The organism is Polyangium sorediatum, assembly GCF_029946465.1.
Taxonomy (GTDB): domain Bacteria; phylum Myxococcota_A; class Polyangia; order Polyangiales; family Polyangiaceae; genus Polyangium; species Polyangium fumosum.
The window spans coordinates 43,286-56,831 of sequence record NZ_JARZHI010000027.1 but is presented as its reverse complement, the minus strand read 5'-3'; the positions used below and the strand labels follow the sequence as shown (position 1 = coordinate 56,831).

Genomic DNA, 13,546 nt, shown 5'->3' with positions numbered 1-13,546 from the left:
CATGGTCCGGATCGCGATCCTCGCGACGCACCCGATCCAGTACCAGGCGCCGCTCTACCGCGCGCTCGCCGCCCGCGACGACGTCGCCCTCAAGCTCTTTTTCTGCTGGGACTTCGGCGTCAAGGAGACCCGCGACCCCGGCTTCGGAAAGACCATCCGCTGGGACGTCCCTCTCCTCGAAGGCTACGACCACGAATTCGTGCCGAACGTCTCGAAGCGCCCCGGCACGGACCATTTCTTCGGCCTCGTGAACCCCGGCGCCTTCGCGCGCATGTCCGCGTTCCGGCCCGACGTCCTCATCGTCCACGGCTACGCCCATTTCACCGAGCACGAGGTCATGGTGCGGGCCCACCAGAAGGGCATCCCCGTCCTGCTCCGCGGCGAATCGAACCTGCTCGCCGAGCGCCCGCCGCACGTCGACCTCGCCAAGCGCCTCGCCTTGCCCCCGATCTTCCGCCGCCTCGGCGGCGGCCTCGCGATCGGCGCCCTCTCCGCGCAGTATTTCGAGCATTACGGCGTCCCGAAAGATCGCGTCTTCATCGCCCCCTACACCGTCGACAATTCGTTCTTTCAATCCCAGGCCGAGACGGTCCGCGAAGAAGCCCGCGCCTTCCGCCGGGAGCTCGGCATTCCCGAGGACGACCTCGTCGTCAATTACGCCGCCAAGCTCATCCCCGTGAAGGGATGCGCCGACCTGATCCGCGCCTTCGCCGCGCGCCCGCGCCCGAAGACCCACCTCGTCCTCATCGGCGACGGCCCGCTCCGCGGCGAGCTCGAATCCCTCGCCAAATCCCTCTCCGCGCGGGTCCATTTCGTCGGCTTCGTCAACCAGAAGCGCATGCCGGCCGCGTATGCCCTCGGCGACGTCTTCGCTTTGCCCTCGCGCTTCGAGCCCTGGGGCCTCGCCGTCAACGAGGCCATGAACCTCGGCTTGCCCATCATCGCCTCCGATCAGGTCGGCGCCGTCCCCGACCTCGTCGGCCCCGACAATGGCTGGGTCTTCCCTGCGGGCAGCGTCCCTGCGCTGACGCGTGTCCTCGACGAGGCGCTCGCGCAGAACGACGGGCGCGCCTCGCGCGGAAAAGCCTCCCTGCGCCGCATCGCGGCCTGGGACATCCCGCACACCGCCGAAGGCTTCGTCCGCGCGGCCCGCGCCGTCGCGTCGCGCGCATGAAGCTCACGTTCCTCTGCCCCGATCTCGTCGACGCGCCCCACGGCGGCATCCCCACCGTGAGCCGCCAGCTCTTGCGCCAGCTCGAACGAATCGCTGAAGAGCGCCGTGTCCCGCTCGCGTTCGACGTGTGGGCCCTGCACGACGCGCCCCACGACACGCGCGCCGTCGCCCGCGAAGTCGGCCTGCAGACGCCGCCGCGACGCTTCCGCACCTTCGGCGGCTCGCGCCTCGGGATGCTCGCCGAAGCCGCGCGTGAGCGCTCGGACGCGGACCTCGTCTTCACGACGCACATCGGCCTCGGCCCCGTCGCGCGCCTGCTGCGCCCGCGCTCTGTGCCCATCGTGCAGTTCCTCCACGGCGTGGAGTGCTGGCGCCCCTTGCCGGTCCACCAGCGCGTTGGTCTTTGGGGCTCCCAGCTTTTGATCAGCAACAGCGCCTTCACGCTCGACCGCTTCCTCGACTGGAATCCCGAGCACCGGTCCATCCCGAGCAAGGTTTGCTGGCTCGGCCTTTCCAACGATCGGGCCACGTTCGAGGTCGCGCCCCCTGCCGAAGACGCCGGCCTCTCCGCCCTGATCGTCGGCCGCATCCATCCCGAGGAGCGCTACAAGGGCCACGCGGAGCTCCTCTCGGTCTGGAACCACGTCCGCCGCCAGTGCCCCGGCGCGCGCCTCGACATCGTCGGCGACGGCGCCGCGCGCCCCGCGTACGAGGCCCAGGCCAAGCGCCTCGGCCTGCTCGAAAGCGGCGCCGTCCGCTTCTGGGGCCGCATCCCCGACGACGACCTCCGCGCCCTCTACCAGCGCACCACCGTCTTCGTGATGCCGAGCCGCGGCGAGGGTTTTGGCCTCGTCTACCTCGAAGCCATGGCCGCGGGCGTCCCTTGCATCGGCTCGCTCGACGACGCCGCGCGCGAGGTCATCGTCGACGGCGAGACCGGCCTCTCCGTGCGCTACGGCGATCACGAAGGCCTCGCGCGCGCCCTCGTCGAGCTCTTCAGCGACGCCGCGTTCCGCGACCGCCTCGGCCACGCCGCCCGCGCGCGTGTCCTCGCCTCCTTCACCGAAGACCACTTCGGCGCGCGCATCTGGGACGCCCTCGCCGCGCTTCACCCCCGCGCCTTCGGGGCAGGCCCCGCATGAGCGTCGCGCAGGCCGAGCAGCAGACGCAGCGGCTCGGCGCGCCCGGCATGGCCGAGCGTGTGCTGCGTGGCGTCGCGGCGATGAGCGTCGTCGCGATCGTCGGTTACGTCGGCCAGCTCGTCATCGTTCCCGTCGGCATGCACGCCTGGGGCCCTTCGCGTTACGGCGAATGGACCTCGCTCTCGGCCCTCGTCGCGTTCCTGACGATGACCGACCTCGGCGTCCAGTCGCATGTCGTCAACCGCATGTGCGCGCATCACGCGCGTGGTGATCACGACCTCTTCCTCGCCGACCTCCACAGCGCGCTTCGCCTCCAGGGCCCGCTCGCGATCGGCATCTGGATCCTCGCCGCGCTCGTCACCGCGGTCTTGCCGCTCGAGACGTGGCTCGGCATCACCACCGCGACGCACCTCGAGACGTACCTCACGCTCGCGCTCCTCGGCTTCGAGCTCCTCCTCGGCGTCCCGCTCGGCGCCCTCCGCGGCACCTACCGCGCCACGGGCCAGCTCGTCCGCGCCGCGTACCTCACGGCCTTGAAGCGCGGCGTCGAGCTCGCGTTGCCCGTCGTGCTCATGCTCGCCGGCGCGCGTTTCCCCGTCGTCGCGCTCGCCCGTGTCGTGTGGGCCCTCGCGCTCGACGTGTACGTCGTGCGCGACCTGCACCGCCAAAACCCCTGGTTCCGCCTCACGCCCCTCGGCGGCGATAGCCAAGCGGGCCTGCGCATGCTCGCGCCCGGCGCGCTCTTCTTGCTCGCGGGCCTCGGCGAGTTCCTCGCCAACCAGGGCAACCTCCTCGTCATCCAGTCCGTCATCGGCGGCGAGGAGGTCTCTCGTTTCGCGACCCATCGCAACATCGCGAACATGGGCCGCATGCTCTCGATCCAGCTCACGACCGTCGTCTGGCCCGAGCTCACCGCGCTCGACGCGCTCGGCGATCCCTCGCGGCTCGTGCGCGCCCATCGCACCACGACGAAGCTCTCAGGCTTCCTCATCGGCCTCGCGCTCCTCGGCTTCTTGCCCCTCGCCGAGCCCGTCTACACCGCGTGGACGCTGAAAAAGCTCACGCTCGACCTCCCCACGCTCGGGATGCTCGTCGCGCAGGCCGTCTTGTGGGGCTTCTGGGGCGTCGGCTCCACCGCGCTCCTCGCGACGAACCGCCAGGGCCGCGTCGCGGTCCTGCTCACGGCGAACGCGGCGCTCGTGTTCGTCCTGTCCGTCCTGCTCGTCCCGCGCTTCGGCATCCGGGGCGTCGCGGCGGCCGCGCTCCTCGCGGATCTCGCGCTCGCGGCCTGGATCGTCCCGCGCGCCGCTTGCCAGGCGCTCGGCGACAGGTTCGGCGGTTATGCCCGCGAAATCCTGGGCGCGCTGGGCCTCGGCTTGCTCGTCCCGGCTGCGCTCGCGGCCGTGTTTTGGTGGTTTTTGCCCGAGGGGATCGTCCGGGCCATCCTCGTGCCGCCCGTCTTCGGCGCCCTCGCGCTCATGCTCTTCTGGATCGCGCTCGCCCCCGAGGAGCGCGAAACTGCCCGGGGGCTCGCCGGGAAGATCCGTCGAAAGCTCGGCGGCACGCGGGGAGATGCCGCATGATCCGCACCCACGACGCGAAGGACAACGTTTCATGAAAGACAAACACATCCTCGTGACGGGAGGCTTCGGCTTCCTGGGAAGCCATCTCGTCGAGCGCTTGCTCGCGGACGAAGACGCGCGCGTCCATGTCGTCGACAACCTCAGCACGAGCCCCCTCGATCACGAGGCCTACGTGCGCCGCGTGAACAACCCGCGCCTCACCTACGACATCCTCTCCGTCGAGGCGTATTTTTCCCGGGGTGACTTCGCTCCTTTCGCGGAGATCTACCACCTCGCCTCGGTCGTCGGCCCTGTCGGCGTCCTCGCGCATTCCGGCAAGATCACGAAGAGCATCACGGACGACACCTACCGCGTGATCGACATCGCGAACCGCACGGGCGCGCGCCTCTGCGACGTCTCGACGAGCGAGATCTACGGCGGCGGCCGCGACGGCTACTGCTCCGAGAACGACAACAAGATCATCACGCCCAAGGTCTCGGTCCGCCTCGAGTACGCCGTGGCCAAGCTCGCGTGCGAGATCGCGCTCGTCAACACGTGCAAGGTCTCGGACCTCTTCGCCGTGATCATCCGCCCCTTCAACATCGCGGGGCCGCGCCAGTCGGGCAAGGGCGGCTTCGTCCTGCCACGCTTCATCAAGCAATGCCTCGCGGGCGAGCCGCTCACGGTCTACGGCGACGGCGGCATGATCCGCGCCTTCACGCACGTCGTCGACGTCGCCGAGGGCATCGTGCGCGCCTTGCGCCTCGGCCGCCGCGGCGAGGCCTACAACATCGGCAACCCGCAGAACAAGATCAGCATCCGCGACCTCGCCGAGCGCACCGTGCGCATCACCGCCTCCGAGAGCCGCATCGATTACGTCGACCCGAAGGCCCTCTTCGGCCCGCTCTTCGAGGAGGCGAACGACAAGTACCCCGACGCCGACAAGGCCATGGGCGAGCTCGGCTGGCGTCCTCGCGCAGACCTCGACACCGTCATTCGCGACAGCGTGGAGTACATTCGTGCGGAGCGCCTCGACTGAGATTCCTTTGCCTCCGAAGCTCTCACCCAGGCCGCCGCTTCGGGACGGAGACGTGCGCCCGCGCGTCTCCGTCGTCATGCCGACGTACAAACGCGCGCATCTGCTCGGCGCGACGTTGCGCTCGATCCTCGCCCAGTCGTTCGGCGATTTCGAGCTGCTCGTCCGCGACGACGGCCCGGGCGGTGACGGCACCGAGGAGGCCGTGCGTGAGGCCGCGGCCGGCGATCCGCGGGTCAAATACCACCACAACCCGAAGAACCTGCGCATGCCGGCGAACCTCAACGCCGGCATCGAGGACGCCGTCGGCGAGCTCATCGCGGTCTGCCACGACCACGACCTCTATCACCCGGACTTCCTCGCCGAGCTCGTGCGCCTGCTCGACCGCCACCCGCGCGCGCTCTTCGCGCACACGGGCCTCGAAATGGTCGACCAGGACGATAGGCCCCTCGGCGCGGTCCACGTCGGCCCCTGGCCCGAGCTTACGCGCGGCCGGGCTTGGCTCGACTTCATGCTCCGGAGCTTCAGCTCCCCGGTCTGCGCATTGACCCTCGTGCGGCGCGAGGCGCACGAGCGGCTGGGCCTCTACGACCCCGCGTTTGGCTTCATCGCCGACGTCGAGATGTGGATGCGCCTCTGCGAGCACGGCGACGTCGCGTATGCGGCCCGCCCGCTCGTTCGCGTGCGGAGCCGCGAGGACGGCCACGACGTCGACGTCAATCCGTGGCCGATCCACGCCTTCTCCTTCGCCATTCACCGCAAGTACGTCCCGCGCCATTTCCAGGGCCCCGTGCGCCTCGCCAAGGAAGCCGCGCTCGCGCTCCGCGCCGACAAGCAGGTCCTGCACGAGGTCGCCTCGCGCCTCCGTCACGGAAAACCCATCGGCCTCGGCGCCTCGCTTGGCCCTTTGCGCGACCATGCGGGCCCGCTCTCGCGTGCCCTTTTGCCCCTCGTGGGCCCTCTGGAATCCCTGCCTCAGCGCCTGGGGCTTCGGATCGCCTCCGGCGTCCTGCGCCCCAAACCCCCGGAGAAACGCTCGTGAAGACCTCGCTCCTCGTCGGCCAGAGCCCCCTCGACATGATCCCGCGCGTCCTCGACGAGATCGTGGGCAGCCGGATCCTCGACGTCGGCTGCGGCGTCGGCGTCTATGGCTTCATGCTCCGGCATCGCTGGCAAGACACGCCGATCGGCTTTCGCCAGGTCCGCGAATACGACCGCCGCGACCCGCGCCTCGACGAGCCCGAGCTGCTCAGCGGCTGCGACCTCACGGTCCACAACCTGCGCCGCACGAGCCACCACCGGAGCTACGACGAGCTCGCCCTCGCCAGCGCCGACGCCCTCCCCTACCCCGACGATTACGTCGACACCGTCCTCTGCATCGAGGTCCTCGAGCACCTCGACAAGCCCGCGGCCCTGCGCGCCCTCCGCGATTTCGAGCGCATCGCCCGCAAACGTATCGTCATCACCGTCCCGCGCGAGTCGCTCGACCCGCACACCGGCCACGACGAGCGCCCCTTCTTGCGCCTCGACACCCCCGATCCCGACGTCCAGGCCTGGACCTTCGCCGAGACACACCGCTCGGCCTTCACGCCGTCCGAGCTGCGCTCCCTCGGCTTTCGTTGCGGCCGCAAGGTCGAGCCGGGCCCGCGCGCGCCGCTCCAGCTCGCGATGGCGCTCTGGCAGACCTACGGCCCGCCCGGCGGCCAGCTCCTCGCCGTGAAGGACCTCGACAAACCCGAGCGCACGAACCGCGGCGCGCTCCCGCCGCCGCCCGCGACGACCGAGGGATTCCCCGATTACCGGCCCGCGGAGCGCCGCCCCGCGCACACGCCCGCCGCCGAGGTCGGCTGAACCTCGGGAACCATGGCTGCGACGCTCGCACCGCCCTTCGGCACGACCGCAGGAGCCCGCCCGAGGGGCCTCCTCGATCGGCGTTATGGCCCGCTCGTCCTCCATGCGTTCCTCGTGCTCCTCGGCTTCACCACGCTCGGGTTCGCCGAATCCCCCGCCACCACGCTTTACGTCACCGGCGCCGCCGTCACCGTCGTCTTTCCGTGGATCATCCTCCTCGAGATTCGACGCGCGCCGCTCGGGCTGAGCCCGATCTCGTTTTATTTCGGCTGGAACACCATTGCCCTCGGCCTCGCGGCCATCCACCACGGCAACAAGCTCGCGGACGGCATCCCCATCCGCTTCAGCGTCCAGACGATCTATCCGGAGGATCTCGCCGCGGGGTATGTCATGTACCTCCTCGGCTCGTTTGGCCTCCACGCGGGGCTCCAGCTCGTACGCCCGATTCCGAGGCCCGGGGAGCGCGCGCCGTCCGGGGGCGCGGGCTTCTTGCTCCTCTGGGTGATCGGCATCCTCGTCCGGTTCGGCGACCGATTCATCGTCGGGATCGGCGCATTCGGCGGCCTCTTGCAATGGGGTTCGCTCGCGGCGCTCACACGATACGTCATTTCCGAGTCCAAGGACCACCGGCGGGCCTCGTTCTGGATGCTCCTCTTCCTCGGCACGGCCATCGAGTTCGCCGTCAACCTGCGCGCGGGCTCGAAGGCGTTCCTCATGTTCAGCTTCCTGCCCGCCGGCCTTCTCTTCGCCCGCGAGCGCGCCTTGCGCCGCTGGATGCCCGTCCTCGGGCTCGCCCTCACGGCGTTTTATCTCGGCGTCGTCGCGCCCGTCGTCGCCGCTTCCCGCCAGGCGACGGAGCTTGCCGGCGAGAGCCAGAGCGATCGTATCGTCCGCACCTACTCGCAGGGCGATTATGGCGAAGGCGATGGCATCGAGGAGCAGGCCACCGCCTTCTTCGAGCGCTCCTTCGAGCCGATCCCCGCCTCCTTCCTGTACGGCGAGGTCGAGCGGCACGGCCTCCGCTGGGGCGAGACCTTCGATTACCTGGCCTACGCCTTCGTCCCCCGCATCTTCTGGCCCGACAAACCGACCGTCTCCCGCGGCGGCTGGTTCTACTATTACATCGGCGCCGCCCGCACCGAGGCCGAGGCCACGACCTCCATCGCCCAGACCGCCGCGGGCGAGATGTATTGGAACTTCGGCTTCCCCGGGGTCCTCCTCGGCCTCGGCGCGATTGGCGCGCTCTTTGGATCTCTCTGGCGGCTCTCGACGGCGTTCCCCGAGCAGGATCCGATCCGGCTCGTGCTTTACATCGGCATCGTCTTCAACATGATCGACATGTCCGAGGCGGGGACCACGGTCGTCAACATTGCCTTCCGCACCATCGTCCTCGTGCCGTCGATGTACCTCCTCGACCGCACGGCGAAAAAGCGCGCAGAGGCCCTCGCGGGGGCAAGGCCCTTGTCATGAGCCGCGACGAACGAGGGACGAACGAGCCGGCCCGCATCGCCGGCCTCGACACGCTCCGCTTCCTCGCGGCGGCGATGGTCGTCCTCTCCCACCTCGGCCCGCCGCCCTTGCTCGCGGGCCTCGAACGCACGCACCGCGTCGCCTGGTTCCTCTCCGCCTCCTATGGCGTCGCCTGGAACGGGCCGGCCGCGGTCATCGTCTTTTTCGTCATCTCGGGCCTCTGCATCCACTGGCCCACGCTCACGCGGCGCCCCCATTGGCCCGAGTATTTCGTCCGCCGCTACATCCGGATCGGCATTCCCCTCCTCGCCTCGATTGTGCTCTCGTCCGCGGTCGGCATCCCTTACGTCGGCCTCTCCGCGTCGATCCTGTGGAGCCTCCAGTGCGAGCTCGTTTACTACACGCTTTATCCGCTCCTCCTCGCCCTTCGTGATCGGTTTGGCTGGCGCCCGCTCATCGCAGGCTCGTTTGCCCTCGCGACGGCGGTGATCGTCCTCGTCGATCCCCGCGCGCTCCCGTACCCGGCGTATGGCTGGGCGCTGCAATGGGTCATCGGCTTGCCCTGCTGGCTGCTCGGCTGCTTGCTCGCCGAACGAATTCAAGAGCGCCCGGCCCGGACGAATCCCCGCATCTGGGCCTTCCGCCTCGCCGTCTGGCTCGCGAGCGCGGCGGCCCTCGCGCTGCGGTTCCATTCTCCGATCGGGTATCCCTGGACCCTCAACGCCTTCTCGCTCCTCGTCTATGCGTGGCTCCTCGTGGAGATCCCGCACCTCGCGGCCTCGCGCGTGCCCGTCTTCTCCGAGCGCCTCGGCCTCTTCAGCTACTCGCTTTACCTCGTCCACCTCGCGGCGTGGGAGGTCTTCAAGAAATATTATCACCTCCAGCTCGGCTACCTCGTTGATTGGGCGCTCCTCATGGCCCTCGTGCTCGGCGTCTCCTACGTGTTTTTCCTCGTCTGCGAGGACCCGTCGCAAAAGCTCGCGCGGCGCCTCGCGAAGTCCCTCCGCCCGAAACCCACGGCGCCGCTGCCGACGGCCTGACGCGCGCCATGCGCTCGCACCTCCGCGCCGCCGCGCTCCTCGCCCTCCCCTTCGCTGCGGGAGCGCTCGCCGGCGCGCTCGTGTTCCGCCATGTGGACAACCCCGCCCCGGCGCCACGCCCCGAGGCCACAATCCCCGCCCGCGTCACGCTCCCGCCCGAGCACCTCGGCGCGCTCTCGTTGTTCGTCCTCGCCGGCCAATCCAACATGTCGGGCCGAGCGACTTTGCCGAGCCCGCTTCCTGCGGCGGTTCCAGGCGTCTACATCTTCGGCAATGACGGCCGCTGGCACGAGGGTCGCGAGCCGGTTGATTTCGCCGAGGGCCAGATCGACGACGTCTCCGCCGACCCCGGCGCGGGCGCGGGTCCTTCCGTGGCGTTCGCGGCTGCGCTCCGCGACAAACACAAAAATCGCCCTATCGGCCTGGTTCCTTGCGCGAAAGGTGGCTCGTCGCTCGCGGAATGGGGTCGTCACCTCGGCGAGCATACCCTGTACGGCTCGTGCCTGAAGCGCGCCCGCGCGGCGTCCACCGCGGGCACGGTCTCCGGCGTGCTTTTCTATCAGGGCGAAACGGATGCCATGGATCCCGCCTTCACAGCGGCGGATGCCCATCCCGATCCGTCGAAGTGGGCCGGTGCGTTCGAATCTTTTGTGGCTGACCTCCGCCGCGACCTCGGCGCGCCCGATCTGCCCGTCGTTTTCGCTGAGCTCGGCCCGCGCCCGACGGACAGCCGTTTCCCCGCGTGGGAGCACGTCAAGGAGCAGCAACGCGCTGTCGGGATGCCGGGCGTCGCGCGTATCCGCACGGACGATCTTCCGCTCCAGGATGCGGTGCATTTTGGATGGGAAGGGCAGGAGGCCATCGGGAGGCGATTTGCCGAGGCGATGGAGGGGCTTTTAGGGCGGTAAGGTTGCCACGCGTGGATCTTCTCCCCGGGGGGCCTCGACGCAGTGGTCCGACTGAAATACGCTCAAATTGCCCGACGACTTCAGACACTCCCGCCGCGACTCAATTGCAGGTCGCGCCGTCCACGAAACACTTCTGAAAGTTGCAACGGCATTGCACCTGCCGGCCGCCCGGCAGGTCCGTGCTCCAGCCGTCCTTCGAGCAATCGGAGAACGAGCACCGCGTACGCGCCGTGTCCCCGCCGGGCAAGTCCGTGTCCCAGCCATTTTTCATGCAATCCGAGAACGAGCACCGCGTACGCGCCGTGGTCCCGTCCGAAAAGCTCGTCTCCCACCCATCCTTCATGCAATTGGAGAACGAGCACCGCGTCCGCGCGGTCGTGCCATCGGGGAAGCGGGCCTCCCAGCCGTCTTTCATGCAGTCGCCGAAGGAGCAACGCACGTCGATCTCGCCCTCGGGCGTCGAGGTCGTCCAGCCGTCCTTCAAGCAATTGCTGAATTTGCAACGGCCCGAGGCGAATACCGCGGCGGCCACGTAACGCGCCGACTTCGCCTGCGCCTTTCCTTCGACCTCCTGCGCCGCGGCCTCGGCGGCGACGCGCTCAGCTTCGTCGGCCTGGCTCTCCTCGACGCGCGTATCCTCCGCCGCATCTTCTCGTTCCGCCTCCGCGGCCCGCGCGGCGGCGCGATTCTCCGCGGGGACCTGAACCGGCTCGGGCTCGCCAAAGCCGCTCGTCTGCACTTGGAGGGGAAGGAGCGAACACCCCATGCCGAAAACGACGGGGAGCGCGGCGACGAGCGCCCAACGGTGGGAACGATGCGGCATAGGACAACCCTTTCAGGGACCGGCCTTCGTGTTTTTCGCGCCGGGCGTGCCGCCGGGCGTGTAACCACCGCCGAGGATCTGCCCACCGGCCGGCGCCTTGGAAAATCCCCAACGGGAGGCGCTCTGCGTCTCGCCGAGAGGATCCTTGCGCTCCAGCGACACGTTCCGCGCGCTCTTCGCCAGCCCCAGCGCGCCGTAATCGAGCGACGCGAGGACGACCGGGGTCGCGCCGTTGCAGCCGAACACCGTGACCTGATCCCCATCGTCGTTCAGGACGATGTTTCCGAGGTACACGAAGCTCGAATAAACCACATTTCCCGGCTGATCCGTCACGCCCGGGAGGGCGGTGTGCCAGAAGGTGAGGTATCCGCCGGCCGGGATCGAGACGCCCGACGGAATGGCAAACACGCCCTCGTTGTCGGCGGGCGCCTGGCCCGCGCAGATGCTCGTGAGGTCCTGCGAGTCCGTGAGGAAAAGACCGCCGAGGGCCACGGCCTGCGCGCCATGATTGTAGAGCTCGATGAACTCGTACTTGCCCGTCGTCCCCTGGTTCCACGGGCGATACATCACCTCGTTCACTACGACCGTCTGGGCCGCGGCGACGGCCGGCGTGGCCACGAGGAGGGCCGAAACAACCAGCGCGCGCATCTGCCTCGCTCGGATCCCGGGGCGTGCCATGGAAGGAATGCTACCGCGGTCGGGCGCACGGGCGCAATCCGCGCCGCGGCCCTGCAGGACCACGCGATGTCGGGCACGAGGGAAACCGCTGCCGCGCCCTTGCCTCGGCGCTCCGGCTTCTTCACCATGCGCTCCCGCACATGGCGTCGCTCGAAGACATCACCAAGCGTTACTACGAGACGACGGCCTCGCGGGGCCACCGCCCGACCGCCGAGCACTACGCCACGAGCGCCGCGGGCCTCCTGCGCCGCCTCGGTCCTTGGCTCCCGAGCGATCGCACGACCCCGTGCCTCGACCTCGCCTGCGGCTGCGGCGAGCTCATCTACGCGCTCGAACAACGCGGGTTTGCCCGTACACACGGCGTCGACCTCTGCGTCGAGGAGCTCGACGAGGCCCGCAAGTTCGTCCGCGCCGAGCTCGTCGTCGGCGACGTGATCGATCACCTCGTCGCGCAACACGAAGGCTCCTACGGCTTCGTGACGGCGTTCAACATCGTCGAGCACCTGCCCAAGGAGCGGCTCGTCGACTTCTTCCGCGAGGCGCGCCGCGTGCTTCGCCCCGGCGGCGCACTCGTGGGCATGGTGCCGAACGCCGTCTCTCCCTTCGGCGCGGCCGCGCGCTACTGGGACATCACGCATCAGATCGCGTTCACGCCGAACAGCCTCACGCAGCTCGCGGCGATGACGGGCTGGGGCGACCGCGTGGAGTTCCGCGAGTGCGGCCCGGTGCCGTACGGCGTGAAGAGCGCGATCCGGTACGTCGCCTGGCGCGCGCTGCGTGGCGCGATTGCGGCGTGGTTTCTCGTGGAGAACGGGGCGCCGCGCGACGGGATTTATTCGTCGGACATGCTCTTCCGGCTGCGAAAGGAATCCTGAGCGCCATGCGTGTCCTCGTCCTCGGCCCTCGATTCGCGGACGGCTTTGCCGACAACGTCGCCGAGACGCTCGTGGAGATGGGCCACGAGGTCCTGGGCGCGGAAGAGGTCGATCACGCCACGTACTGGTCCGTCCCTCGCCGCGCGCTCCGCATGGTGGAAGAGCGGGTCTTCGGGGATGCGCCCTTGCCGCAGGATCGCAAGCTCCTCCGCTTCGTCGAGGCGCGCCGCCCGGACATCTTGCTCGCGCTCACGTGGGACGTGCACCCCGAGGTCCTCGACGCGCTCGGCCGCTTCGTCCCGGGCCGGCGTATTCTCTGGTGGGGCGACGCGCCCGCGAACAGCCGCAGGTTCGGGCTCGTGAATCCCTTCTGGGACAAGGTGTACGTCAAGGACCCGGACGCCGTGAAAAAGCTACGGCTCGCGGGCAAGGAATGCGCGCTCCTGCACGAGGCGATGAACCCGCGCTGGCATCGGCCGCTCGCGAAGCAGACGAGCGACGCCGTGGTCGTCGCAGGAAACTATTACGCCTTTCGCCAGGCCGTCCTCCTGCGCCTGCTCCGCGACGGCGCGCGGCTCGAACTGTATGGCACCGAGCCGCCGCCCTGGTCGGCGAAGGAGATCCGCGCGAGTTTTTCCGGGAAATACGTCGTCCGCGAGGAGAAGAGCCGCGTGTTCGGGGCGGGGATAGCTTGCCTCAACACGTTCGCGCTGGCGGAGGGCAACTCGATGAATTGCCGTGCGTTCGAGATCGCGGGCGCCGGCGGGCTCCAGCTCGTGGAGTTCCGGCCGACGCTGCTCCAGTGCTTCGAGCCCGGAAAAGAGGTGCTCACCTTCGAGACGTACGAGGAGCTCCGGGGCCACCTCGAACACGCGCGCCGCTTCCCGGCCGACATGCTCGCGATCCGCGAGGCCGGCGCGCGCCGCGCCCTCGCCGAGCACACGTATCGACACCGGCTCGAAACCATCCTCGCGGATTTCGCCTGAC

General features: G+C 69.2%; 13 protein-coding genes. 11 read left to right on the top strand and 2 right to left on the bottom strand.

What is annotated here, in order from left to right; translation table 11 throughout:
* Position 1: 1 nt before the first annotated feature.
* The 9 genes from QHF89_RS27055 to QHF89_RS27015 are packed head-to-tail and all read left to right on the top strand — an operon-like array spanning position 2 to position 10,183.
* Positions 2-1,174, top strand: a complete 1,173-nt coding sequence (locus QHF89_RS27055) for a glycosyltransferase family 4 protein (RefSeq protein WP_136970630.1) — start codon at positions 2-4, stop codon at positions 1,172-1,174.
* The gene (locus tag QHF89_RS27050; RefSeq protein ID WP_136970631.1) at positions 1,171-2,316 is read left to right on the top strand and encodes a glycosyltransferase family 4 protein; all 1,146 of its coding nucleotides are present in this window, start codon (positions 1,171-1,173) and stop codon (positions 2,314-2,316) included. Before QHF89_RS27055 ends, QHF89_RS27050 begins: the two co-directional genes overlap by 4 nt.
* Positions 2,313-3,899, top strand: coding sequence for a lipopolysaccharide biosynthesis protein (locus tag QHF89_RS27045; RefSeq protein ID WP_136970632.1), 1,587 nt, complete (start codon positions 2,313-2,315; stop codon positions 3,897-3,899). Before QHF89_RS27050 ends, QHF89_RS27045 begins: the two co-directional genes overlap by 4 nt.
* A gap of 31 nt (positions 3,900-3,930) precedes the next feature.
* Positions 3,931-4,917: an NAD-dependent epimerase/dehydratase family protein gene (locus QHF89_RS27040; RefSeq protein WP_284720979.1), complete on the top strand. Its 987-nt coding sequence runs from the start codon at positions 3,931-3,933 to the stop codon at positions 4,915-4,917.
* A gap of 52 nt (positions 4,918-4,969) precedes the next feature.
* The gene (locus tag QHF89_RS27035; RefSeq protein WP_136970634.1) at positions 4,970-5,956 is read left to right on the top strand and encodes a glycosyltransferase family 2 protein; all 987 of its coding nucleotides are present in this window, start codon (positions 4,970-4,972) and stop codon (positions 5,954-5,956) included.
* Positions 5,953-6,765, top strand: a complete 813-nt coding sequence (locus QHF89_RS27030; RefSeq protein ID WP_136970635.1) for a methyltransferase domain-containing protein — start codon at positions 5,953-5,955, stop codon at positions 6,763-6,765. Before QHF89_RS27035 ends, QHF89_RS27030 begins: the two co-directional genes overlap by 4 nt.
* 12 nt (positions 6,766-6,777) lie before the next feature.
* Positions 6,778-8,235 (top strand): hypothetical protein, encoded by a 1,458-nt coding sequence (locus QHF89_RS27025; protein WP_136970636.1) that lies wholly within the window; start codon positions 6,778-6,780, stop codon positions 8,233-8,235.
* Complete coding sequence (locus QHF89_RS27020; protein ID WP_136970637.1) at positions 8,232-9,275, top strand: acyltransferase family protein; 1,044 nt, start codon at positions 8,232-8,234, stop codon at positions 9,273-9,275. The genes QHF89_RS27025 and QHF89_RS27020 overlap by 4 nt, the downstream gene beginning before the upstream one ends.
* An 8-nt stretch (positions 9,276-9,283) precedes the next feature.
* Entirely contained in the window at positions 9,284-10,183 is a 900-nt protein-coding gene (locus QHF89_RS27015) for a sialate O-acetylesterase (RefSeq protein WP_136970638.1), read from the top strand.
* Between the two features lie 100 nt (positions 10,184-10,283).
* Here QHF89_RS27015 and QHF89_RS27010 read toward each other — a convergent pair whose 3' ends face one another.
* Both QHF89_RS27010 and QHF89_RS27005 read right to left on the bottom strand, forming a co-directional pair.
* Positions 10,284-11,006 (bottom strand): hypothetical protein, encoded by a 723-nt coding sequence (locus QHF89_RS27010; RefSeq protein ID WP_136970639.1) that lies wholly within the window; start codon positions 11,004-11,006, stop codon positions 10,284-10,286.
* Positions 11,007-11,018: 12 nt separating this feature from the next.
* The gene (locus QHF89_RS27005; RefSeq protein WP_136970640.1) at positions 11,019-11,684 is read right to left on the bottom strand and encodes a lamin tail domain-containing protein; all 666 of its coding nucleotides are present in this window, start codon (positions 11,682-11,684) and stop codon (positions 11,019-11,021) included.
* Between the two features lie 140 nt (positions 11,685-11,824).
* Between QHF89_RS27005 and QHF89_RS27000 the strand changes: the two genes are divergently transcribed.
* Positions 11,825-12,559 carry a class I SAM-dependent methyltransferase gene (locus tag QHF89_RS27000; RefSeq protein WP_136970641.1) on the top strand — a complete coding sequence of 245 codons (735 nt, stop codon included), beginning with the start codon at positions 11,825-11,827 and terminating at the stop codon, positions 12,557-12,559.
* Positions 12,560-12,564: 5 nt separating this feature from the next.
* On the top strand, positions 12,565-13,545 hold the full coding sequence (locus tag QHF89_RS26995; RefSeq protein ID WP_136970642.1) for a CgeB family protein: 981 nt from the start codon (positions 12,565-12,567) through the stop codon (positions 13,543-13,545).
* The last annotated feature ends 1 nt before the right edge of the window (position 13,546 follow it).

Bases quoted from the DNA above. Each gene is read 5' to 3' on its own strand.
- QHF89_RS27055 (WP_136970630.1), top strand. From the start codon at position 2: ATGGTCCGGATCGCGATCCTCGCGACGCACCCGATCCAGTACCAGGCG.
- QHF89_RS27050 (WP_136970631.1), top strand. From the start codon at position 1,171: ATGAAGCTCACGTTCCTCTGCCCCGATCTCGTCGACGCGCCCCACGGC.
- QHF89_RS27045 (WP_136970632.1), top strand. From the start codon at position 2,313: ATGAGCGTCGCGCAGGCCGAGCAGCAGACGCAGCGGCTCGGCGCGCCC.
- QHF89_RS27040 (WP_284720979.1), top strand. From the start codon at position 3,931: ATGAAAGACAAACACATCCTCGTGACGGGAGGCTTCGGCTTCCTGGGA.
- QHF89_RS27025 (WP_136970636.1), top strand. From the start codon at position 6,778: ATGGCTGCGACGCTCGCACCGCCCTTCGGCACGACCGCAGGAGCCCGC.
- QHF89_RS27020 (WP_136970637.1), top strand. From the start codon at position 8,232: ATGAGCCGCGACGAACGAGGGACGAACGAGCCGGCCCGCATCGCCGGC.
- QHF89_RS27015 (WP_136970638.1), top strand. From the start codon at position 9,284: ATGCGCTCGCACCTCCGCGCCGCCGCGCTCCTCGCCCTCCCCTTCGCT.
- QHF89_RS27010 (WP_136970639.1), bottom strand. From the start codon at position 11,006: ATGCCGCATCGTTCCCACCGTTGGGCGCTCGTCGCCGCGCTCCCCGTC.
- QHF89_RS27005 (WP_136970640.1), bottom strand. From the start codon at position 11,684: ATGGCACGCCCCGGGATCCGAGCGAGGCAGATGCGCGCGCTGGTTGTT.
- QHF89_RS27000 (WP_136970641.1), top strand. From the start codon at position 11,825: ATGGCGTCGCTCGAAGACATCACCAAGCGTTACTACGAGACGACGGCC.
- QHF89_RS26995 (WP_136970642.1), top strand. From the start codon at position 12,565: ATGCGTGTCCTCGTCCTCGGCCCTCGATTCGCGGACGGCTTTGCCGAC.